The 23,488-nt window shown below is 45.8% G+C and carries 20 protein-coding genes and 1 pseudogene; 8 read left to right on the forward strand and 13 right to left on the reverse strand.

The genetic code is table 11. From position 1 onward, the window contains the following. Positions 1 to 124: 124 nt before the first annotated feature. A pseudogene (locus tag NG821_RS09380) lies at positions 125 to 358 on the forward strand (transposase); the annotation flags it as partial. 111 nt (positions 359 to 469) lie between these two features. On the opposite strand, the gene NG821_RS09385 reads toward NG821_RS09380, so the two are convergent. The 3 genes from NG821_RS09385 to NG821_RS09395 are packed head-to-tail and all read right to left on the reverse strand — an operon-like array spanning position 470 to position 3,098. Continuing rightward, positions 470 to 949 (reverse strand): dihydrofolate reductase, encoded by a 480-nt coding sequence (locus tag NG821_RS09385; protein WP_252761404.1) that lies wholly within the window; start codon positions 947 to 949, stop codon positions 470 to 472. A gap of 59 nt (positions 950 to 1,008) precedes the next feature. Further along, positions 1,009 to 1,803: a thymidylate synthase gene (locus NG821_RS09390; protein ID WP_252761405.1), complete on the reverse strand. Its 795-nt coding sequence runs from the start codon at positions 1,801 to 1,803 to the stop codon at positions 1,009 to 1,011. Then, positions 1,800 to 3,098 carry a methyltransferase RsmF C-terminal domain-like protein gene (locus tag NG821_RS09395; RefSeq protein ID WP_252761406.1) on the reverse strand — a complete coding sequence of 433 codons (1,299 nt, stop codon included), beginning with the start codon at positions 3,096 to 3,098 and terminating at the stop codon, positions 1,800 to 1,802. Before NG821_RS09395 ends, NG821_RS09390 begins: the two co-directional genes overlap by 4 nt. Before the next feature lie 101 nt (positions 3,099 to 3,199). On the opposite strand from NG821_RS09395, the gene NG821_RS09400 reads away from it, so the two are divergent. From NG821_RS09400 to NG821_RS09410, 3 genes are read left to right on the forward strand one after another with little or no spacing between them, the layout of a single operon-like run. Beyond that, complete coding sequence (locus NG821_RS09400; RefSeq protein ID WP_252761407.1) at positions 3,200 to 4,021, forward strand: DUF6249 domain-containing protein; 822 nt, start codon at positions 3,200 to 3,202, stop codon at positions 4,019 to 4,021. Between the two features lie 46 nt (positions 4,022 to 4,067). Beyond that, a complete protein-coding gene (locus NG821_RS09405; protein WP_252761408.1) occupies positions 4,068 to 4,613 on the forward strand; it encodes an RNA polymerase sigma factor in 546 nt (181 codons plus the stop codon). Beyond that, positions 4,597 to 4,983 (forward strand): DUF5056 domain-containing protein, encoded by a 387-nt coding sequence (locus NG821_RS09410; RefSeq protein ID WP_252761409.1) that lies wholly within the window; start codon positions 4,597 to 4,599, stop codon positions 4,981 to 4,983. Before NG821_RS09405 ends, NG821_RS09410 begins: the two co-directional genes overlap by 17 nt. A 584-nt stretch (positions 4,984 to 5,567) precedes the next feature. Here the strand turns inward: NG821_RS09410 and NG821_RS09415 are convergent. The 4 genes from NG821_RS09415 to NG821_RS09430 form a co-directional block, all read right to left on the reverse strand. Beyond that, positions 5,568 to 7,904 (reverse strand): TonB-dependent receptor, encoded by a 2,337-nt coding sequence (locus tag NG821_RS09415; protein ID WP_252761410.1) that lies wholly within the window; start codon positions 7,902 to 7,904, stop codon positions 5,568 to 5,570. Positions 7,905 to 8,591: 687 nt separating this feature from the next. Continuing rightward, positions 8,592 to 10,691: a DNA topoisomerase 3 gene (locus NG821_RS09420; RefSeq protein WP_252761411.1), complete on the reverse strand. Its 2,100-nt coding sequence runs from the start codon at positions 10,689 to 10,691 to the stop codon at positions 8,592 to 8,594. 168 nt (positions 10,692 to 10,859) lie between these two features. After that, positions 10,860 to 12,065 carry a nicotinate phosphoribosyltransferase gene (gene pncB, locus NG821_RS09425; RefSeq protein ID WP_252761412.1) on the reverse strand — a complete coding sequence of 402 codons (1,206 nt, stop codon included), beginning with the start codon at positions 12,063 to 12,065 and terminating at the stop codon, positions 10,860 to 10,862. A 102-nt stretch (positions 12,066 to 12,167) separates the two neighbouring features. Beyond that, positions 12,168 to 12,722: an isochorismatase family protein gene (locus NG821_RS09430; RefSeq protein ID WP_252761413.1), complete on the reverse strand. Its 555-nt coding sequence runs from the start codon at positions 12,720 to 12,722 to the stop codon at positions 12,168 to 12,170. Between the two features lie 341 nt (positions 12,723 to 13,063). On the opposite strand from NG821_RS09430, the gene NG821_RS09435 reads away from it, so the two are divergent. From NG821_RS09435 to NG821_RS09445, 3 genes are read left to right on the forward strand one after another with little or no spacing between them, the layout of a single operon-like run. Further along, positions 13,064 to 13,792, forward strand: a complete 729-nt coding sequence (locus NG821_RS09435) for a (Fe-S)-binding protein (RefSeq protein WP_252761414.1) — start codon at positions 13,064 to 13,066, stop codon at positions 13,790 to 13,792. Next, positions 13,789 to 15,186 (forward strand): lactate utilization protein B, encoded by a 1,398-nt coding sequence (locus NG821_RS09440; protein ID WP_252761415.1) that lies wholly within the window; start codon positions 13,789 to 13,791, stop codon positions 15,184 to 15,186. Before NG821_RS09435 ends, NG821_RS09440 begins: the two co-directional genes overlap by 4 nt. Continuing rightward, positions 15,183 to 15,758: a LutC/YkgG family protein gene (locus NG821_RS09445; RefSeq protein ID WP_252761416.1), complete on the forward strand. Its 576-nt coding sequence runs from the start codon at positions 15,183 to 15,185 to the stop codon at positions 15,756 to 15,758. Before NG821_RS09440 ends, NG821_RS09445 begins: the two co-directional genes overlap by 4 nt. A 318-nt stretch (positions 15,759 to 16,076) precedes the next feature. Here NG821_RS09445 and purT read toward each other — a convergent pair whose 3' ends face one another. The 6 genes from purT to NG821_RS09475 all read right to left on the reverse strand — a co-directional run bounded on the left by purT (position 16,077) and on the right by NG821_RS09475 (position 21,556). Then, entirely contained in the window at positions 16,077 to 17,261 is a 1,185-nt protein-coding gene (purT, locus tag NG821_RS09450) for a formate-dependent phosphoribosylglycinamide formyltransferase (RefSeq protein WP_252761417.1), read from the reverse strand. Between the two features lie 182 nt (positions 17,262 to 17,443). Beyond that, positions 17,444 to 17,755, reverse strand: coding sequence for a hypothetical protein (locus NG821_RS09455; protein WP_252761418.1), 312 nt, complete (start codon positions 17,753 to 17,755; stop codon positions 17,444 to 17,446). After that, complete coding sequence (rfbB, locus tag NG821_RS09460; RefSeq protein WP_252761419.1) at positions 17,739 to 18,902, reverse strand: dTDP-glucose 4,6-dehydratase; 1,164 nt, start codon at positions 18,900 to 18,902, stop codon at positions 17,739 to 17,741. Before rfbB ends, NG821_RS09455 begins: the two co-directional genes overlap by 17 nt. A 52-nt stretch (positions 18,903 to 18,954) precedes the next feature. Further along, complete coding sequence (locus NG821_RS09465; protein WP_252761420.1) at positions 18,955 to 19,464, reverse strand: metallophosphoesterase family protein; 510 nt, start codon at positions 19,462 to 19,464, stop codon at positions 18,955 to 18,957. Positions 19,465 to 19,466: 2 nt separating this feature from the next. Then, positions 19,467 to 20,108, reverse strand: coding sequence for a cytidylate kinase-like family protein (locus tag NG821_RS09470; protein ID WP_252761421.1), 642 nt, complete (start codon positions 20,106 to 20,108; stop codon positions 19,467 to 19,469). Positions 20,109 to 20,146: 38 nt separating this feature from the next. Beyond that, positions 20,147 to 21,556: an MATE family efflux transporter gene (locus NG821_RS09475; RefSeq protein WP_252761422.1), complete on the reverse strand. Its 1,410-nt coding sequence runs from the start codon at positions 21,554 to 21,556 to the stop codon at positions 20,147 to 20,149. A gap of 455 nt (positions 21,557 to 22,011) precedes the next feature. Between NG821_RS09475 and NG821_RS09480 the strand changes: the two genes are divergently transcribed. Next, positions 22,012 to 23,421, forward strand: a complete 1,410-nt coding sequence (locus NG821_RS09480; RefSeq protein WP_252761423.1) for a S8 family peptidase — start codon at positions 22,012 to 22,014, stop codon at positions 23,419 to 23,421. The last annotated feature ends 67 nt before the right edge of the window (positions 23,422 to 23,488 follow it).

Here is a 23,488-nt window from a genome sequence, read left to right on the forward strand (position 1 = left end):
CTTCATCGGGGAAGCGTTTTGAAAATTCTATCAGTTTCATTTTGACGAGGTTTTGATAATTGATGCAAAGGTAATGAATATCGGGGAATACTCAAAATTATTAATCACCCAATTGAGGATAATCATAAAATATGATATGGCATACAAACGTTTCAGACATTTTGGAAAAGACAAGGTCACGATGGACTTTGCCTTCTTTGCCATAGCCTTCAATCTTAAGAAAATGTGTGCAAGGATAAGAAAAACAGGATTAAAAGGCCTGTCTTCCTTCTTTTATCGCATAAAAAGACTTGTCTTGACTTGTCTGAGGCAGAATACACTGCAATTGATCATGTGCGATGGAAAAATCGCAGCCTGACAGTAAATGGCAAAGATAACTGAGAATGAGAAACAAAAAAGAGGATGTATCTTTTGACACACCCTCTTTATTGTCATTTCTTTTATCATAGCGATAAATAGACGGTAGAGTCTACCGGCTATAGTCAGCGAAGGTATAGGCATAAGGGTGGTTCTCGTCTGCCGGATGATGCTCCCGAGACTCTATATCCCAGTCGTCATAGGGCGGGAAGAAGGCATCTGCATGTTCAGGAGTGGCATTTACTTCAGTGAGGCAGAGTCGGTCTGAGCGCTTGATGGCCTGCTCATAGACACTGGCACCGCCGATAATGTAGATATCCTCGTCCTTGGCACAATGCGACAGGGCTTCATCCAAAGAAGGAAATACTTCACAACCCGGCAAAATCTTTACCGTCTTACTCAGGACAATGTTGCGGCGGTGGGGCAGCGCCCCTTTGGGCAGAGATTCGAATGTCTTCCGTCCCATGATGATGGTATGTTCGGTGGTCAGTTGTCTGAACCGCCTCATATCTTCATGTATCGGATAAAGGAGTTGGTTATGAAAACCTATGGCGCGGTTTCTTGCGACGTTTGCGATAATAGTAATTCTCATTTTCTGGTTATGATATCAGACCGAAGGGTCTCTGTCTGTCAGGGAAGGACAAATGGTCTTCACACTGATACTTGGGCAGAGATATGCGGCCAGGGATTATAGTCTGTCAATTCGAAATCTTCATATTTGAAATCGAAGATGCTCTTTACATCAGGATTGATATGGAGATGCGGCAATGGTCTCGGTGTGCGGGTCAACTGCAGTTTAGCCTGTTCTATATGGTTGAGGTACAAGTGTGTATCCCCTGTCGTAACCACCAGATCTCCCGGCTGCAGATGAGTCACCTGTGCCGTCATCAGCAAGAGCAGTGCATAAGAAGCAATGTTAAAGGGCAGTCCTAGGAAAGTGTCAGCCGAACGCTGGTAGAGTTGTAGACTCAACTTGTTGCCTGCTACATAATACTGGAAAAGGCAGTGGCATGGTGGCAGCGCCATTTGTTCGACGTCTGCGGGATTCCAAGCCGTGACGATGAGACGTCTGGACTCAGGGTGCTCCTTGATCTGTTTGATGACACGCGTGATCTGATCGATAGAGCCACCGTGATAGTCCGGCCACGCGCGCCACTGGTGCCCATAGATCGGTCCTAGATCCCCATTCTTGTCAGCCCATTCATTCCAGATCCTCACGTTGTTTTCTTGCAGGTAATGTACGTTAGTGTCCCCCTTCAAGAACCAGAGGAGTTCGTAGATGATGGATCTCAGATGGAGTTTTTTGGTCGTCAGCAGAGGGAAGCCGTCATCTAAGTGGAATCTCATCTGATTTCCGAAGACGGAGATCGTACCTGTCCCCGTACGATCGTCTTTTCGTGTTCCTTCCGTCAGAATACGATGAAGTAAATCGAGATACTGTTTCATATATTGATGATTTTATTGTTTTCTGTCGGAATATGCGTACTGTTTATTTTCCATTCTTTCGGGTAGAGGTTGTTGGCCCGATGTCCGATGTTCTTTGCGAATCCCAAGGGAAAGTCCTGATAGCAGATCAATACAAATCCTGTGGGGCTGTCAGGGGGAAGCGTCAGGACTTCTTTCCTCAGGTAAGCGATGGCTTGGGTATAACTGACATTAATTTTGGGATAAGCGTCTTTGTCGGACCTTAAGGACAGTGCCTTGGAAATGTCGGGTACGAGAGACTTGCCTTTCCGCTCATCCGGCCGGATGCCATGAGAGAGGATATGGAGAGACCTCGCCGCTCTTTTCTCCAAGGCTTTCCATGAGGGTCGTTCTGCAGAGGTGTCAGTTCCGTGTTTTTTGAGGACAGCCATGAAAAGACCTTCCCCTTTTGTTTTCCCGGGGATGAATCTGTAAACAGGAAGGGGCTTTTGAGAGGTATCTGGTTTTGGCAGCAATGCCCCGGTAATGTTCCACTCCTGAGGCGTTTTTATCGGGATGAAATCAGCCCCAAGTTGTGAAGTGATCCACAAGACATTCTCTTCATCTTCCAGCGAATTAAAGGTACACGTCGAATAGATCAGAATACCTCCGGGTTTCAGACAATGCCAGATATCGCTCACGATCTCTCGTTGGAGCATCCTGCACTGTTCTACCTTTCCTGTGCTCCATTCCCGTATGGCATTTTCATCTTTTCTGAACATTCCTTCTCCTGAGCAGGGAACGTCCGTCAGGATAAGATCGAACTGTATGCCACTCTGTTGGTAATCCTTCGCATAATTGTTTGTGACGATGATGTCCGGATGTCCAAACTTCAGTACATTTTCGTTCAAGATCTGAGCCCTATTGCGGATCGGTTCATTGCTGAAGAGCAGACTTCCCTGCGGAAGGGCACTCATCGCACAGGTGGTCTTTCCCCCCGGAGCTGCACAGAGGTCGAGAACTGTTACAGGATGGTCTATGACCTGTCTGAGTACGTGGTCCAGAAACATCGAAGAAGCTTCTTGGACATAGTACACGCCGGCGTGGAGCAAAGGGTCGAAGGTGAAAGCCGGTCGTTGTTTCAGATAAATACCGCTTCTGCACCAAGGAACTTCACTTTTGGAATCCGGAATGTCCTTTGTGTCCAAGGTGTATTTGAAAGGATTGAACCTGATGCTTACAGGAGAAGGTTGGTCCAGTCCTTCGCGAAACTGGCGGTACAATTGTTCCCCCATTAACCCCCGTGTATAACTTTCAAATGCCTCAGGTAGCTCCATATTTTCGGTTTTCCTTGCAAAAATACGATTTTTTTTGTTCCTTTGCAACTAATTGCAGATGAGATGCATCTAATAGATAGAAAATTTAAAAAGAAGATAAGATGAAAAAAGTTTGGATTGCATTGATGATGCTGATGCTGACAGTGAGTTTATCTGCTGTTTCGACAGTTCCGAGACACAGACATCATCCTCAGACAGAAGCGTCTGCAACTAAGGGCACACAAGGTAACCAACCGATTGATGCCTTTTCTGATACGACCTCGGCGTCTGATGATTCTGGTGATGAAGATTCTGCTGATGTGGAACCCGCTTCGGTCGATGATTCGGATGACCAATCCTCAAACGATGTCTTTCACTGGGTCGACAAGATACTGGACGGTACTGTAGGATTTGGAGGTATCCTGTTCGCCACTGTGGTTGTCATTCTGGTATTCCTGTTCCTGACCTCTCCGTTCATCGTCATCGCCTTGATCGTCTGGTGGCTGATCAAGCGGCGGAACAAGCGATTGGATTTGGCCCAAAAAGCGGTAGAGCACGGACAGCCTATCCCAGAGTCTGACATGCCAATAGAGCGGCAGTCTGACAAATACCTGATGAAGCGGGGACTGCGCAATGGGTTCTTGGGACTTGGGCTGATGATCATGTTCTGGTTCTGGGATGCCTCCTTCCTGGCAGGAATAGCAGCACTGGTCTTCGTATATGGTGCCGGACAGGCATTCATCGCCTGGGCATCAGAGAATAATGTGTTTCACCGGGGGATGACAAAGGGTAATGAGCAGAAGGCAGATCCCGGCAAAAAGGCTGATGGCGGGGCGTCTCAGACCCAGAATGAATCTGGTGCAGCTGCCTCTGATCCTGGAGATCAGGGGAGTAAGTCAGAAAACAATCCTGTAGATAATGGGGATACTGCTGAGAAGGAGTAACCTTCTCAAGCAGGTAACATTTTTGACTCTCTGAAACCGATTCATATTGAAAAAGTTGGATGATCTTTCCCTGGTCACCAGGGTAGCCGTATTTCATGACTCCCGGTCTTTCGATCGGTTAGTCGTGAAATATCAGTCGCCTGTCAGAAAATTCTTTCTGAGTCAGACACTTGGAAATCAGCCGCTGAGTGATGATCTGGCTCAAGAGACCTTCCTCAAGGTGTATCTGAATATACGGAAATTCCGCGGGATCTCTCATTTCTCGACCTGGCTCTATCGGATTGCCTACAATGTGTGGTATGATTATCTCAGGCGACACAAACAGACTTCCGACTTAGATGCGCCGCAAGTCAGGGGCCGAATAGGGGAGGGCAGTGACCGGAATCTGAGCATGGATCTCTACAATGCCCTTCAGATCCTCAGCGAGAAGGAACGTCTTTGCATTACTCTTCAGTTGATCGAGGGTCAACCGATAGAGAAGATTGCGGAGATCTCAGGACTTAACTCCAATACGGTCAAGTCGCACCTCCTACGGGGCAAAGAAAAATTAGCTAATTATTTAAGAAAGAATGGATATGATCGAAAGGGATGAACAGTTAGTCAACCGGTTTTTTGCAGAACATTCCGAACCGATTCCCGACAAAGGATTTTCGGAAAAGGTGATGCGGAATATCCCTGACCGTGCATGGTATATCAGTAGGATATGGGGTGTCTTATGCGTCATTGCCGGTATATTGTTGTTTGTCGAAATGAAGGGATGGGAGCTATTGGGAACGTTGTTCCAATCTTCCTTTATCGGAGCATATCATTCTTGTGCCGAGAAGGTCTCACATATCAAGATTACTGATATCCTTTCTCATTTTGACATTTCCGGGCACACGATCCTGATGTTCATGGCCGGGGCTGTCACTGTCATGCTGGTCCTGATATACAATGTCATCATGGATGAAAAAGAGAAATAAGCACAATTATTGTTATGCTTGTTTTCAGCCCTGATGATGAGTGCAAGGACCTGCAAATCAAATGGAGCGACTTAGATTTCATTTGATTTGCAGGTCCATTCTATACTACTGTCCTCGTATGTTGTCCGAATGTACACTTTTTGATTTGCAGGTCTATTCTACACCACTGCCCTCGTGCGTTGGAATGTACACTTTCGTATTCCCCAAGAAAGACATAGAAATAAAATCTGACGATGAAACATCCATCCACGAAATTTCTTCATTCCACTATAAGACGTGCAGCCTGCTGGATGCAAGCCTTCATTACACTATCAATAAAACATGGGGAGTAGGAGTCTGTTTCACTAATATCCTGGATACTTCATCGTCTGTCATCACGCAGAACATTGGATTCCATACCGTTCTTACCGCGCTTTCACTCTGCCCTTACGAATTTCTGGCGCAAGTCTTACTGAGATGTTAAGACCTTCGGTATGTCTTCAGTCAGTATCCGTATGGTGTTGACGCTGTCTCCATTGAAAAGGGACTATACAAAAAAATGCAGTAGATCGATCTACTGCATTTTCTATCCTTTGTTTTTTACGTCAAATACCTATCTTGATACCTGCGTAGAAACTTCTGGGAGAGGCCGGACCGTAAATATAATTCGAATCACGGTTATACCCTTTATCGAAGTCTTTCTGATAGGCATTGGTAATATTCTGAATGCCCCCGTACAATTGCAGGGTCGATGTCTGGAAGAGGTGGAAATCATAAGACAGTTTTAAGTTGATATTCATGAACGTCCGCGTTTTTACAGCAATATCCACAGGCGTTCCTGAGCTCTTGACGTGTTGTACCAACATGTGTCCGGTATAATTGCCTGACAAAGATGCAGAGAAATTCTTGATGGGTGTAAAGGTAGAGGCAAGATACCCGTAGGTATCAGGTGTGCGGAACATCCTCCGCTCTTTTGGCGCAGAAGCACTCCACTGTTCAGCATCGTTGTATTTGCTTTGCTGGAAGGTCATCCCTGCCTGCAGTTGGAACCACTGCGAAAAAGTCGCCTTACCTTCTATGTTGGCTCCGGCTACTTTAGCACCTGTGCCATTGTAGCGTTCCAGAACTTTGTTGCCATCCTGATCCGGCTGAGGCAGATAACGCTCGGAAAAGACATGCGAGAGGTTAGTGTAGAAACCTTCAATCAACAGATTAGTCTCTACATTGCCGAATTGGTGGTAGAGATCAGCCGAAGCACTCAGACTGTAAGATTTTTCTTCCCGTAGATTATCGGCAAGATGAATTTTGATTCGTTCACCTCCTGAAACACTGATGTGCAGATCTTCGTCAAAGGTCTGAGGGGCACGGAAACCGGTAGAAAAGGTGAGTCTGAAATTCATGTTATGACTGGGATTATACCTAAGGTTGATTCGCGGACTGAAGATGACGTGGTCGACGAGGTTGTGCTTGTCAAACCGACCTCCGATCAGGAATCCCCATTGATCTGTTTTCCATTCATTTTGCAAGAGTGCACTATAAATGTTGACATATTGCTTGGTGCTTGTCCCATAGCCGAGAGCATGATCTTGTAAACCGTCAAAATTGTATTCCAGTCCTGTAGTTAAAACAGCGGGCATGAATAGCAGTTTCTTGAAGTTGAGGGTGTATTGGCTACCTCCGATTACCGTAATGTCATGTGTCTTGCCATAAGATTTCAAGGCATTGGCCACGCTTTCGGCCGAGCCGTCACCTGTGCCGCCATAATAACTCTTTCTGTCCGTATTCTGGAATGACAAATAAGTATTCAGGTGGTTTTCCGAGGATGGAGAATAGAGGTCAAAGTTGATTCCGCCGCCATTGATGTCATGGTCGATCTGTTCAGTGATATTGGACTCATGGGCCGGCAGGGACAGATTGTTGCCGCCACGCCTGAACTCCCTGATATTGTCATACTGTACTGAGAGTTTGGAGTAGGTGCCAGTCTTGATAAAAGACCTGAAGCCAACAGTCTCACCGTTGATGATAGGCATTTCCGTATAACCGTCATGGTCGTAGTCGAAACCAGGCCGGTGATGGCTTTCCCCGTAAACGTAGAGCCCTGCCTTGTGGTCGCTACTGACAACTGAGGCGTTCATCGTGGTGTTGTTTTGAAAGCAACTTCTGCCATCGATGGACATAATGGTATGACTGAATTCCGCAAAATTGCGGACCGGTTCTTTCGTGATGATATTAATGACACCTCCGATTGACGAAGCGCCATACAGAGCAGAACCGCCACCTCTGATGACCTCTACCCTGTCGATCATGTTCGAAGGAATTTGCTCCAGTCCATAGACCCCGTTCAATGCAGAGAATATCGGTCGGGAGTCGATCAGAATTTGTGAATAATGGCCGTCAAGTCCATTGATGCGGACTTGAGTGTATCCACAGTTCTGGCAATTATCTTCTGTCCGTACACCCGGTTGGAAGTTGAGCCCTTGAGCCAGATCCGTAGATTGTGTCATATCATAGAGTTTGGAACTCAACACATTGACCAGAACAGGCGACAGACGTTTGATCGTTTCTTCCCTGTTGGCTGAGACTACTACTTCGTCCAGCAAAACTTTATCTTCTTCTATTGCGAGATCCCTTTTATTGGAGCCCTCCTGAAGTTGGATGGGCTTGTTGTATATTTTGTATCCTACTTTCCTGACCAGAAGGGTACGGTTTCCTGTAGGAATATTCTGTAAACTATAATACCCCGAGGTATCCGTTTCCGAACTCAGTGTCGTTCCTTTTATGGATATGATGACATCCGCGATGCCTTTATTGCTTCCCTTCTTTTTTACAAATCCCGTGAGTACTGCCTTTTTAGTTCTTGATAAACTATCTGTATTGTCGGCTGCGTGACAGAGCATTGAGAGCATCAAGAGAACGATGCAAAAACAAACTGTCTTTTTCATGTCTTTTTTTTGAGTTTTTAATTTTTCGACCTTTTACTATTCATTGATAATCGGTATAAAAGATCGGAGGACCACGAGAGATAGAAATAGGAATAAAGGATTGTATGAATGCGAAGAAAGCATCCTGAATCCTTGGATTTTTATAAAAATAGGTTAATATCGGATTCGATTCTATATTTAAAAGTGGAAAATGACAGGTGAGGAAGTTGCATCCATCGGGGTAAAAGTGTATGCCCTGATGTGAAATTACTCTTATGTGTTGATATGATGACATGTAATGAACTTCCTTTGTTGAGGAAAGAAAGAGGGCACAATGGTGAGTCACGTAAAAGTATGCCTGTTCCTTTATTTCTTGGCAATCACTGACTTCAATAACGTGAGTTCGATGACACTCAAATCGTAGAAATATTATTCCCGAATAAACCTATTACTAACGTACGATACCCCGGATAAATAACTGGCTATATTCCTGAAAAAGTTTTTCGAATTGATGCCATATATTAATATTATTTGTAACTCCGGCAAAGTTAATGAAAAAATTACTTTATATTGTCCCCATAAATAGGTAATTATTTCGGATTAATTCTTTTTCACAAAAAAAATTCCAAAAGCTCTAAAGTAAGTATAAATAAAAATCCATCTTTTCTGAGATGGATAGAAAATGAAGTTCTTTTTAGCGGATCAAACTTATTTGTCTGACTTGAAAGGTAATTTGAAGGTGCATCCGTTTCTCCAGTTACTGCACCCGTAAGCAGTTTTTCCTTTGATGATGTGTCCGGTATGGCAGATTGGGCAGGGTTGTCCGATAATCCGGTCATCGATAGGTCCGTCCATGATATCCTGAATATGGTCCTTTGCGGCAGTTTGCTCTTGTGTGGTATTGACGGCTGTCACTTTCGGAGCGTCTGCCTTCTTGATCTTAGTCGGCTTTTTCTTCCCCGGAGTTTTTCTCTTCAAGTCTTCATCAGTTGTGACAGCTACTGAACCTTGGTTGTCAGCCAGAACATCATTCACGATTTTCATGATCTGATCCTTCAGTCCGCAGATAAACTGTCCCGGATCATATTTCCCCTGTTCGATCTCCCGCAGTTTCTTCTCCCAAATACCTGTCAGTTCACAACTCTTGAGGAGTTCTTCATGGATCGTATCGATGAGTTGTACGCCGGTAGGAGTCGCCAGAAGATTCTTCCTTTGACGACGGATATAATGTCTTTTGAAAAGTGTCTCGATGATGCCGGCTCTGCTGGAAGGTCGTCCTATGCCATTTTCCTTCAAGGCAGCACGCAGTTCTTCATCCTCTACAAACTTACCAGCCGTTTCCATTGCCCTCAGGAGCGTTGCTTCAGTATAGTATTTGGGTGGAGTGGTCTGTTTCTCAGTCAGAGTCGGTTGGTGTTCGCCGGATTCACCTTTGACAAAGTCAGGCAGGAGATGCTCGTCCGTATCCTTCTGCTCTTCATCCCGGCCCTGATGCTGATAGACCACCCGCCATCCCGGATCTAGGATGACCTTGCCGTTGACTTTGAATTCGATCTCTGCAGCCTTCCCCATGACCGTAGTCGTGGCAAACTTACAATCAGGATAGAATACGGAGATAAAGCGGAGAGCGATAAGATTGTACACGTTCCTTTCAATATCAGTCAGTCCGTGTGCCGGTTCGCCGGTAGGAATGATGGCATGGTGGTCAGTAACTTTGGAAGAGTCAAAGACCCGTTTGCTCTTTGGGAGTTTCTTTCCGATCCGAGCCACTAAGTTTTTGATGAGGCCCATATAGACCAGTTGTCCGTTTACCGTCACTTTGCTGATCCCGTTCAGGATGCCGGGGCATTTAGGGTAAATGTCATCCGAGAGATATTGGGTGTCGACACGAGGATAAGTCGTGATTTTTTTCTCGTACAAACTCTGGACTGTATTGAGCGTCAATTCGGCAGAATAACTGAATTTCTTGTTGCAGTCTACCTGAAGTGATGTCAGGTCGTAGAGGTGGGGCGGATTCTCAATGCCGTTCTTTTTCCGGATGTCCGTAACGGTAAAAGGTTTTCCTTCAATCAAACTGAAAGCCTTTTCACCCTCTTCCTTGTTGTCGTATCTCCCTTTGGTAGCAGTGAATAGCGTGTCGCGGTAAATGGTCGCCAGGACCCAGTAAGTTTCAGGTTTGAAATTCTCTATCTCCTTCTGACGGTTGACGATGAGCGCCAGAGTGGGAGTCTGCACTCTGCCGATGCTCAGTACCTGTTTGTTATGCCCGTATTTCAAAGTATACAACCGGGTACAGTTCATCCCGAGGATCCAGTCACCGATAGCACGTGATAACCCAGCGAGATACAAGTGATCATATTTCTCTTCAGGTTTGAGAGTTTGGAATCCTTCTTTGATGGCTTGGTCAGTCATCGATGAAATCCACAGTCTTTTCACCTCGCATTTCACCTGTGCTTTCTGCATCACCCATCTCTGGATGAGTTCTCCTTCCTGTCCGGCATCTCCGCAGTTGATGATTTTGTCAGCGTGGCTGTAGAGATTACTGATCGTCTTGAACTGTTTGCGGATGCCGTCATCATCTATGAGTTTGATTCCGAACCTGGTCGGGATCATCGGGAGGGCCGACAGACTCCAGTGCTTCCACATCGGGGTATAGTCATCCGGTTCTTTCAACTCACAAAGGTGGCCGAAAGTCCAGGTAACCTGATAGCCGTTACCTTCCATATAGCCCTCATGAGACTGGTTGGCTCCCAGAATTCTTGCGATATCTCTGGCAACGCTTGGTTTTTCAGCTATGCAAACAATCATAAGACGATAAAGTGTTGGACGGCAAAAGTACTAAATTTTCAGGGAATAAACAAGGGAATGTAGAAATGTAATCAGAAAAGGGAAGAATGGAGACGAGCTCTGAGAAAGAAACAAGCCTGTCCGTTTCTATCCGGACAGGCCTGTTTGGAATTTTGAGAAAGAGAGGTATCAGTCCTCGATATGCAATTCCTCCATGAAACGGTCGATGACATCTTTATTACCCGTATGTTTTCCCAAGTCCTCACTGATCTTGCAGGTATCGTTGTAGAAATCCCAGGACTCAGTGATCTTGACGGCAACGAGTTTGATGACAATATTCATAGGCCTTACGCCAGAGAAATCATTCGTGAAGTGTGTGCCGATACCGAAAGAAGGTTGGCAGTAAGGTTCAGCGAATTCCTGGATCTTGACGGCTCTGTCAGTGTCGAGGGCATTGCTGAAGACCACCTGTTTTGATTTCGGGTCAATCCCGAAGGATTTGTATTTGTCCACGATCTTCATCAGTTCTTCTTTATTGTCACCGCTGTCGATGCGCAGACCTTTATAGAGATTGGCGAAATCTTCAGAGAAATTAAGGCTGAAAATATGCCAGCCGAAAGTATCGTAGAGATATGTTCCGAGTGCGCCCCTGAAAGTATTTCTCCAGGAATTCATGGCGATGTTGTTGGCCATTTGTGGACCGTACATACCTCCGATGGCAGACACGAATTCGTGTCCCATCGTACCGATGGGGATCAAGTCATATTTCATAGCCAGGTAGACATTGCTGGTCCCGACGAATTTTCCCGGCCATTTCTTCTCGTTGTCACAGTCCTTCATGGCTCTGACGACCGTATCCTCAGCTTTCAGGGATGCGCGACGGCGAGTTCCGAAATCACTGTATTTGCAACCGGCACCCAACAGTCGGCGTGCCTTCTCATAAGTTTTCTGGTAATAGGCATCATAGTCAAACTTCTGATCTTCTCCGGTCATGATATAGTAAAGTTCGGATATGATGGCAAGGACTTTGACCTCTAGCAGAATCGTGTCTGCCCAACAACCCTCGAAGCCTACGTGCAGATGGCCCTCTTCGTCCTGCCAGGCCTTTACCCATTCGCGTTTGTAGCGGAAGCCTTTCAAATAGGTATAGAACCAGTGGGGGAGGTAATAGCACCGCTTCTTCATGAATTCGATTTCCTCATCTGTAATAGTGACATTCTCAAGCAAGGCGATCTGGTGATTCAGTTCGTCGGCAAATCCTTTGGGATAAACGAGATTGTCCCGGTCCTTGAATCTGTATTTAACTTGAGCTCTGGGAAAATTGTCAATGACGGCGCAGCACATTGTAAATTTGTACAAGTCATCATCTGTAAAATGTTGAATTATCTGTCTCATGAAAATAAATATTAGAATACTTTTGAAAATAAGTTCTGTTATGAAACGGTCTTGGATTCTCTGCTGATTTCTTCAGGTTTTTGGTACCTTTTCCGCCTCCCGTCAGGCCAGAAGTTCGCGGATGGCCGTTTCGAGGGAAGCGCCTCCATCGAGGGAAGGGGCGTATTCTTTCAGGACGTGGAAGAGATGAGGACCGTAAATGCTGATTCCATCCTTGAGGGTGTTCAGTACGCAGATGTCTCCGGCAAGGCCACAGAGGTCAATATGCCCGATATTCCTGTCCTTGATGATAGACCTTAATTTCGCAGCCGAGGCAGGATTCTTGAAAATGGAATATTCTTCCTTGTCTTCGTCTACCCCTTTGCGCAGCACTGTCACAGTCCCCTGAGTCGTGTACAAAGGTTGAAACAAAGCAGGGTAAAGTGCAGCGCCAATCGAATTCTGTACGCAATGCATCGGCCACGGTCCCCCGTTTTCCTTGAAAGAACAATGGTGATAAGGATGCCAGTCTGTCGTGATGACTTTACAGTCATAAGTACCGTCCTGTTCCGTGATATAGCCCGCCAAAGCATCCAGTGCTTTCGCTGCCCCCGGTACGGGAAGAGATCCGCTGATAAAATCTATTTGCGGATCGATGAGCAATAGCATTCGTTTCATAAGCCTTGTATCAATATATATACTAATCGCAAAAATACGGTTTTTATTTTTAATGGGTTCATAAACCGCGTGTTTTTCCTGTCTGTCCTGATAGATTTAAAGAAAAAGCTATGGGGCGAACCCTCTGCTTTTTCTTTTAGCGGGGGAAAAGAGTGCCGATTTGTAAACTCCACTTATCATTATGGAAATATTTCATTATTAATCTTTACATATTGATTTTCAAGTGCCTCAAATCGGGATAAAAGTAAAGATAGTGTGCCGTTATCCGCAAAATGTTTTTTATATTTGTAAATAATAACAGAGAGGTGTTTCTCTGTTAACGTTGAATAAAAAAAAATGTTATGAAAGTTGGTCTGTTTATTCCTTGTTATGTAGATGCATTGTACCCCCAAGTGGGAATGGCTACTTACAAGCTCCTTCACTATTTAGGTGTAGACGTGACCTATCCTCATGGACAGACCTGTTGTGGTCAGCCCATGGCAAATGCCGGTTTTGAGAGAATGTCAAGGCCTCTGGTCGAGAAGTTTGAGAGAAATTTCAAAGACTTTGATGCTGTTGTTATCCCGTCTGTTTCATGTGCAGCTTTTGTGCGTTTCAATTATCCTAAGATTCTGGAAAATTGCAAGGTGTCAAAGACTACCTATGAAATCGTGGAGTTCCTGCATGACGTCTTGAAAGTCAAGTCGTTGCCGGGAAAGTTCCCTCATGTCGTCAGCGTGCATAATTCTTGCCATGGTGTGCGTGAGTTAGGTCTCTCGTCCCCTACAGAGCTTCAGGGGCCCCGTTTCAATAAGATCGTCGATCTGTTGAATATGGTCAGTGGCATCACTGTAAAAGAACCCGCACGCCAGGATGAGTGTTGCGGCTTTGGTGGAATGTTCGCTGTGGAAGAGCCTGATGTCTGCAAGCGGATGGGAGAAGATAAACTTGCGGATCATATGTCCACGGGTGCAGAATATATTACAGGTTCAGACTGCTCCTGCCTGATGCATTTGCAGGGTATAGCCAAAAAGGAGCACAAAAACATTAAATTCAAGCATGTCGTTGAAATATTAGCAGCTGGATTATGAGTACATTTCATGCAAAGAGAGCTAGAGAGTTTTTGAAAGATTCTGCTAAGATCACGCATCATGACCAGACTTTCTGGGGGATGCGGATGGCAAGAGATAAAATGGCCCGTCAAATTCCTGAATGGGAAGAACTCCGGGAGAAGGCGAGTGAGATCAAGCGTCACACGCTCACGCATTTGGCCGATTATCTGGAGGAATTTTCTTCTCATCTGGAGCAGAACGGTGTCCATGTCCTTTGGGCAAAAGACGCTGCAGAATTCAATCAGATGGTGCTGAAGATACTGAATGACCATCACGTGAAAAAGATGGTCAAATCAAAGTCCATGATGACTGAAGAGTGTGGCATGAACGATTTCCTCATGGCTAGAGGTATCGATGTGGTGGAGTCTGATCTGGGTGAGCGCATCCTGCAGTTGATGCACCTGAAACCCGCCCATATCGTCGTTCCGGCCATTCATATCACCCGGCAGCAGGTAGCGCATACCTTTGAAGAAGAAGGGATGTCTCCAGAGAAGGGCAACGATGATCCGACCTATCTGACCCGCTGTGCCCGCAATAGCCTGCGTCATGAATTCATGGAGGCAGGAGCAGGTATGACAGGTTGTAATTTCGGTGTGGCAAAGACCGGAGATATTGTTGTCTGCACCAATGAAGGCAATGCCGACATGTCCACTTCAATGCCTAAACTGCATATCGTAGCTATGGGATTGGAGAAGATCGTGCCCGACTATGCTTCGCTGGCATTCTTCCAGCGCCTGTTGTGCAGAAGTGCGACCGGTCAGCCGACGACGACTTATACGTCTCATTTCCGCAAGGCGCGTCCGGGAGGGGAAATGTATGTGATCCTCATTGATAACGGGAGAAGTGATTTCATTGCCGATGCCAACCATTGGGAAACGCTGAAGTGCATTCGCTGCGGGGCTTGTATGAACACTTGCCCGGTATACCGGCGTTCGACGGGTTACAGTTACAGTTTCTTTATCCCCGGACCTATAGGAATAGACCTGGGTATGCTGAAAGACCCGAAGGCGAACAGCGGCAATGTATCAGCCTGTTCGTTGTGCCTGAGTTGTGACGATGTCTGTCCTGTGCATGTCAATCCCGGTAGTCAGATCTATCTCTGGCGACAGCAGCTGGAACATTTCGGGACAGCTAATCCAGAAAAGGAATTCATGTCGTGGGGAATGTCAGTTGTTTTCAGAAATTATTTTGTTTACAATACGGCATTGAAGGTGGCTCCAATTTTGAATCATATGCCTGAAGCCATTATAGGGAGTCCGAAATTGAGCCCTTGGTGTGTAGGACATGAGATGCCTGAGTTTGCCCAAAAATCATTCCATGTTATGGAAAAAGAGTTGGAGAAGGAATACGGAAAGGAGCAGGCTGAGAAATGAAGAAAGAAGAGTTGTTTGCCAAGCTCCGCAAAAATACGCATGATCAGTTTGATATGCCTGATTTGCAGATCAACGCTTTGAAATATGCAGACACGCTGCAGGAGTTTATCAAGATGACTGAATCTTCAGGCGGAAAAGTCAAGCGTCTGAAAAAAGATGCTGACCTGAATGCAGCCATCAAGGAGACTTATCCGGATGCGAAGGTGATAGCCAGCAATATTCCCGGCATTCATGCCGACAAGAATCCTGACACAGTAGCTGAGGCCAAGGACTTGAATAATACCGATGTCGGTGTCGTTCGTGGCACAGTGGGCGTGGCAGAGAATGCGTGTGTCTGGATACCACAGACCATGAAGGAAAAGGCAATATGTTTTATCTCCGAAAATCTGGTCATCCTTCTGGATGAGGCCGATGTGGTCAACAATATGCATGAGGCTTATGCCCGCATAGACATGAGCAACTATGGTTTCGGGACTTTTATCAGCGGTCCGAGCAAGACGGCTGATATCGAACAGGCGTTGGTTATGGGCGCACAGGCTGCAAGGTCAGTCACCGTGTTTCTGCTCTCATAACTTTCTGTTTTTCATATCTTTCAATCTATGAATAGCCTTTGCCTTTCAATCGGGTAAAGGCTATTTGTTTCTTTCACTAAAGATGGGTACCAATATCCACCATAATGGTATACCAAAATGGTACATATTGGTGCACCATTATCCACCATTTTGGTTTGCCTTGATTACTTTCCCTAACTTTGACTTTCACCTATCCCGAGAGTTGGAATCCTAACTATCTGGTTATCGGTGGATATTGTCAAGGCGATAATAAATAGACATTTCGGTTGAACTTGTCATTCGCAAGGTCAACCGGAATGTCGTTTCACACCCGGAAAATCATTTCTTCATATACGGATCAGTCCCCAATACTGTTTGGGCGGCATGTTTGGCTTTCTTCCTTAGTGCACTCATGTCATCTCCAAGATCACCATAGCAGAGTGCGACGCCCATACGGCGTCCGACATGAGCTTCAGGTTTTCCGAAAATTCGGATGCGGGTACGGTCACTCTTCAAGGCATCGGTCAGATGATAGTCCAGCGGTTTCTTCGATTCGACCGGTGACAGAATGACTGCGCTGCAACCGATGTGCTCGAGGTGGATGGCAGGGATAGGCCAGCCCATGATGGCACGCAGGTGCAGTTCGAACTCACTCAGATTAGTGGAATGACTGAGGGTGACCATGCCGGTATCATGAGGCCGAGGACTTAACTCAGAGAAGACGACTTCACCTTGTTTTGTCAGGAAAAATTCGACACCCCAGATGCCGTATCCCGTCAGTGCTGCCGTGACCTTGTCAGCCATGTGTCTGGCTTTCTGAAGGGCTTCCTCGGGAATGTCAATTGCCGGTTGCCAACTCTCCCGATAATCTCCACCTTTTTGGATATCCTCTATAGGAGGGCAGAAAAGAGTAGGGCCGTTTTTCTGAGTCACCGTGAGGAGGACAAATTCAAGTTGGAAATCGATCAATTCTTCGATGATCACTTCCCGGATATCTCCGCGTCCTTCCTCCATGGCATCCTTATAGGCAGTTTCCAGTTCCTCCTCATTGTGGACATAACTCTGACCGTGTCCGGAAGAAGACATCAGGGGTTTGACGACGCAGGGGAATCCGATTTCTTCTGCACCTGTCTTAAATTCCTCATAAGTTTTGGCGTAGACATACTTTGCCGTCCTGACGCCCAGCTCATGGGCAGCAAGATCCCTGATGGCGCGACGGTTCATCGTATAGTTGACTGCACGAGCCGACGGCACGACCTGGATGCCCTGTTTTTCGAAGTCAAACAGGCATTCCGTCCGTATGGCTTCTATTTCCGGAACGATGATATCCGGGTGATGCTTTTTTACGGCAGCTTTCAAGGCTTTACCGTCAAGCATACTGAAGATATCCCGTTCATCAGCGACCTGCATGGCGGGTGCATTGTCATACCTGTCACATGCGATCACATAGAGGCCCGCTCTTTTGGCGGCAATTGTGAATTCCTTGCCCAGTTCACCTGAGCCTAAAAGCATAATTCGTTTCATTGCATATATAGAGATGGATAAATCCGTTGATGGGTTATTGAGTGTTGAAGATTCTTGGAAATGGTTCTGTTATAAGCTCTTTCTGTCTGGTATGGGTAGGGGGGTAATTCTTGTTGCTCTCAGAAATATGCGGTCATACTGACTTGTCAGTTCTCGGACAATAACATCTTCTGAATGGCCGATTATTCCGTCTTTCCCATAATGAGTGGTTTCAAGACCTGTTGCCATTCCGGAGTGATGGCGAGCCTGCGAAGGTCTTTCTCGATGATGCTCATCATCACTTCCGAATTGATACTGCGGTGATAGGCAAGATCATCAAGAGGGTGGACTTCTGTGCCGAACAACCCGTAATACTCCCTCAAGAGGACTTCATCAGGTACAGGCAGCAACTGCAGAAGGTGCTTGAAATAATGCTCCTGCTGCTCTGTGAAGAGGTCCGGGGATTGCCCGAGCCTGATCAGAATGTCCTGTAATTCCTTAGAGAACTTGTCCATGTCTGTTCTTGCCGTACATGATATCGTAATATTTCTGGTAATCGCCGGAGGTGACCTCTTCTATCCATTTCTGGTTGTCCAGGTTCCATTCGATCGTCTTCTTGATACCATCGGCGAATTTTGTCTCAGGATACCACCCGAGTTCTGCTTTTGCTTTAGAAGGGTCGATGGCATAGCGCTGGTCATGCCCGAGGCGGTCAGCAACGTGTTCGATCAAGTCATCGTTGATCCAATCGATATTGTCGGCACCAAACTGTTTCCTGGCTGACTCGTGAAGAATATGACGCAGTGAAGGTTTGGCAGCCATCAAGTCATGGATCGTCTTGATAATGAGTTTGACAATATCAATATTTTTCATCTCATTGTGTCCGCCGATATTGTAGGCCTGTCCGTCACGGCCGTTCCTGACAACGAGGTCGATAGCTTTGCAATGGTCGTCTACATATAACCAGTCACGGACATTCAGGCCTTCACCATAGACCGGGAGTTTTTTGCCTTCCAGCACATTGTTGATCATCAGGGGGATCAGTTTCTCAGGAAACTGGTACGGTCCGTAGTTGTTGGAACAGCGGGTGATGGTGCAGGGCATGTGGAAAGTGTCGTGATAAGCCCGGACGACAAAGTCAGCACTGGCCTTGCTGGCAGAGTAAGGACTGTGAGGTCCCAGTGGCGTCTGTTCCGTGAAATATCCCGTAGCACCGAGAGATCCATACACCTCGTCAGTGGAGACCTGATGGAAACGTTTTCCTGCTTTCCACGTCGGATAACCTTTGTCATCCTTTCCTGTCACCCAAGCTTTCCTGGCTGATTCCATCAGATTCTGGCATCCCAGAATATTGACGTTAAGAAAGAGTTGTGGGTTTTCGATCGAACGGTCGACATGACTTTCTGCGGCAAAGTTGATGACGTAGTCAATGTCATTCTCAGTAAATAACTTGTTGGTCAGGACGGGATCACAGATATTACCCTTCACGAAGAAACACCGTTTGTTGTCAATATCGTCTTTAATTGTACCGAGGTTACCTGCGTAAGTCAGGGCATCGAGGATAATGATCTTGATTTCATCATCTTTGTATTTCTTCAACAGGTACTTGATAAAATTAGACCCGATGAAACCTGCAGCTCCTGTAACTAAATAAGTTTTCATATTATTATGTTTTAGTTTTATCACTGTTATATATTAAGGATGAACAATTGATTTATAGTCTGCTATGATTTTCTCCCAAGGTGATCACCTCGCAATCCGTAAATTTACTGCCCTCGATGGTCAGTCTGACCATTGTCCGTTCTTTTTGCCAACCGGTAGTTCCGGCAGCCCCCGGATTGATATGAAGGAGGCGGAGTGTTTTGTCGTATTTAATTTTCAGGATATGGGAGTGTCCGTCGATGAAGAGTTGGGGCGGGCTGGCAAAGAGTGTCCCTCTGATGCTTTTGTCATAATTCCCGGGATAGCCGCCGATGTGCTTGATAAGAACATCCACGTCTTCGCATTTGAACCGGAGGATCTTGGGATATCTCAGTCGGAGTTCGTTGCCGTCACAGTTTCCGTAGACAGCGCGGAATACCGGTTTCATGGCTTCGAATTTATCAGCGAGTTCTACAGAGCCGATATCTCCGGCATGCCAAATCTCATCGCAGTCACCGAAATATTTCTCATACCGGTCATCCCAATAACTGTGGGTGTCACTGATGATTCCGATTTTCTTCATAGTCAACAGATCTTATCCGGTTCATCTTCTTTTCTGTCCAACTTCTGTCGGATGAATTCTCCTATAAAGTCAGCTGTAGCTTTTATGCCTAGAATGGAGGAATTGATGCACAGGTCATAACTTGTGCTGTGTCCCCATTTCTTCCCGGTATAGAAGTCGTAATAGTTTGCCCTTTCACGCTCCTCTTCCTTGATATATTTGCGGGCGGCATCCGCCTTGATGTCCATCCGCTTGCAGACCCGCTTGATCCGGGCTTCGAGATAAGCGGTGATGAAGACATTGACGGTATTCTTGTGGTCTCTCAGAAGGTAATCGGCAGTCCTGCCGACAAAGACACAACTTCCCTTTTCCGCGGCTTTGCGGATGACATCACTTTGAAACCGGTATACGTCTTCCTGAGGATTAGTCGTATTGCCCCCACTGATGAAAGGCATTTGAAAATGGAGCAGGTTCCCGAAGATTCCTTTATGCTCGTCATTCTCTTCAAAATATTTCTCGCACAGTCCGCTTTCCTTTGCGGCCAGATTGAGAATCTCCTTATCGTAAAAAGTGCAGTGAAACTGATTGGAGAGGATCTTAGCGATAGTCCTTCCGCCACTTCCGATCTGTCTTCCAACGTTGATGATTATCTTTTCGTCATCCATAAATTCTATATTAATAAATTTCTTTCATGATACTTCTCTCATTTCTCCTTAGATGTCCCGTTATCAGAAACTACTTGGGCAGTAGCCCCGGCAGTTCTGCGATATTTGCGGATTTGGTATATGAGGACAGATGCAGCTGAAATAGATGCGATGAGGTCTGCAGAAGGAAGAGCAAACCAGACACCATCCAAACCGAAATATTTAGGCAGGATAAGCAGTAGTGGCAGCAAATACAACAGTTGTCGGGACATGGAAAGGAATATGCTGATTTTCACTTTCCCCAGACATTGGAAAAAGTTACTGGTGACCATTTGAAATCCGATGATCGGGAACATCAACTGATTGATTCTGATACCCTTTGAAGCCATTCTGATGAGCGTCGGGTCAGTAGAGAACATCCGGGCACAGTACTGTGGGAGGAATTCGCCTATTAACCAGCCTGTGCACATGACCCCGGTAGCACCGTAAATGGCATATCTCAGGACCCTGAACAACCTGTCATGGAGTTGGGCACCATAGTTGTAAGCTGCAATAGGCTGCATGCCCATATTGAGTCCAAAGACGATCATGAGGAAGACGGTAGAGATACTGTTCGCAATACCATAAGAACCAACGGCAAAGTCACCACCGTAACGTTCGAGTTGATTGTTCATGAAAATGACAATGATGCACGCACAGGTATTCATGAGGAAAGGCGATATGCCGATACTGAGGATCAGTTTGACCAGTTTCCCTTCCAGTTTGTATATTCCTTTTTTAAGGTGCAGGAGTTCTCTCTTTCTGGACAAGAGCCGCATCTGCCATACCAGTGAAATGGACATGGATATCAATGTGGCACAGGCTGCTCCCCGTATTCCAAAATGTAGCCACCAGATAAAGAGCATATCCAAAAAAATATTCATGCCTACTGTAAGCATGGTGGCGAACATGGCCTGTTTCGGTTTGCTGGCTGCACGCAGGACGGCATTCATGCCATAATACATCTGTGAAGCGGCATTGCCGATGAGAATGATCTGCATGAAACTCCTGGCGTAGGGGAGGGTAGCGTTACTGGCGCCGAAGAAGCGCAGACAGGGATTGAGGAATATCAGGCAGATTGCGCTGACGCTCAAACCGATGATTAAATTGAGGATAACAGTGTTTCCTAACAACTTTTCTGCGGTATGATAGTCTTTCTGACCGAGTTTGATGGAAATAGATGTCGAAGCACCTATTCCGACTGCAGCTCCAAAAGCTGTAGTAAGGTTCATGAAAGGAAGGGTGATTGCGAGTCCGGAAATAGCTAAAGGTCCTACGACTTGACCGATAAAAATACGGTCGATGATGTTATAGAGCGAAGAGGCTACCATGGCAATGATTCCCGGCAAGGCGTATTGCAATAGCAATCTTCCTATGGGGCGTGTTCCTAATTCCAGTGTAGCTTTCTTGTTGTCGTAGTTCTTTTCCATTTCTGTTTTCTTTATATTGTATTGCAGCAGTCGGACTATCATCGAAATAGTCATTCCCTAGACTGTCCGAGAGCCTTGTATTAATTAATGAATGTAATCGTCTTTTCTTCTAAAAATTGTCAATAAGGTAGACCTTTACACTCTTGTTATCCATCTGTTTTTATCATACGTGTGCAAAGGTACTAAATTTTTGTGAAACGGATTGATTAAGGCCATGAATTTAAAGGATATCCCATTGATTTTGAGTGGAAAAAGTACTATGGAATAAGTTTGACCGTTTATTTGAATCATCTTGTTTTCAAATCATGAAAACCACTGGAAAAGGAGTTAGTTTTCGAAATGGACTTCAACTTCCTCTTTTTAAGTTATACCAGCATTAAAAAGAGTGTATTATTTTGGTGATTTGCAGTATTTATGCTATTTTTGTACTCCACTAAGCAATCATTTCGAGGATCATGAAAAGATATCTGTTTTTGCTCTTATTATTGGATTTTGCCTTTTTTCATTTAATGGCGAGTCCTCTTAGACTGTCCAAGGTAGGCTATCCCGGGGGCAAGACATATCTTTATCGCCTTTATCTGACAGATAAATGCCATTCTTCTTATTCACTGACTCATCCTGAAGTCTATCTTTCAAAACGGTCTTTAGAGCGCCGTGCCAGGCAGCATCTTACTGTAGACAGTACGGATCTTCCCGTTTCTCCGGTTTATCTAGCTGCACTTCACGGGTGTGGCATAGAGGTCGTCGGGAAGAGCAAATGGAACAATACAGTTCTGATTCGAGTACATTCCCAGAAAACCCTGAAGTTGATCAGCAATCTGCCGTTTATACGGAAAGAGAAGAAAGTCTTCACCTCCCCGGATTCTCTCACGATTCGACTCCGCTCAGGATTCCAGAAAGAATTCAACAGTTGGGAGACCGATACAAAAGATGAATACGGGGCGACACAGTCACAGGTGGAAAATCTGAAAGGCATTCAACTCCATCATGCCGGTTTCCGCGGAAAAAGTGAGTTGATCGGTGTCATTGACGGAGGATATATGAATGTGGATAAGATCCCTGCTTTTAGCAATATCCATATCGTAGGGATGGCAGACTTCGTGATTCCGAGGTCCCAGAATCTTTTTAAGGAAATAGAGCACGGTACGATGGTCCTTTCCGCTATGGCCGTAAACATCCCCCATTATTATATAGGTACGGCTCCAGAAGCTTCTTATCTCCTGCTTCGTTCAGAGGATTCTCAGACTGAAAGTCAGGCTGAGGAGGATTATTGGGCTCAGGCAGCTGAATATGCAGATTCTGTCGGTGTAGATGTCATCAACGGCTCTTTGGGGTATCATGATTTTGATGATTCTACCCAGAACTACAGGTATGCTGATCAGGATGGGGAAACGGCCCTCATCTCACGTACGGCTTCTATGCTTGCAGGTAAAGGGATTATCTTGGTCAATAGCGCCGGGAACGACGGTATGGGCACTTGGAAGAGAATCAGTTTCCCGGCTGATGCCCGTGATATCCTTACAGTAGGTGCAATTAACCCTAGTGGTGTCAATGCCCCTTTCAGTTCGATAGGACCTACGGCCGACGGGAGAATCAAACCTGACGTGATGGCTTTCGGGAGTCCTACGGAGGTCGTTACAGGACATGGGGCAATTCTCAATGATATGGGGACGTCTTTCGCTTCTCCGCTTATAGCTGGCATGGTGGCGTGTCTCTGGCAGGCTCTGCCGGGTAAAACGGCTTTGCAAATCATAGACTTGGTCAAGAGGAGTTCGGACCGCTATACTCATCCTGACAATGTCTTCGGCTATGGGGTACCGGACTTCTGGAAAGCTTACCAACTGGGTAAGGGAAAACCTCAATGAATCTTCAAACCAATGGAGAAACTCACAGAAGACACAAACTGGCCTTTTTCTCCTGACATCTAAAAAC

Source organism: Segatella cerevisiae, assembly GCF_024054555.1.
Lineage (GTDB): Bacteria > Bacteroidota > Bacteroidia > Bacteroidales > Bacteroidaceae > Prevotella > Prevotella cerevisiae.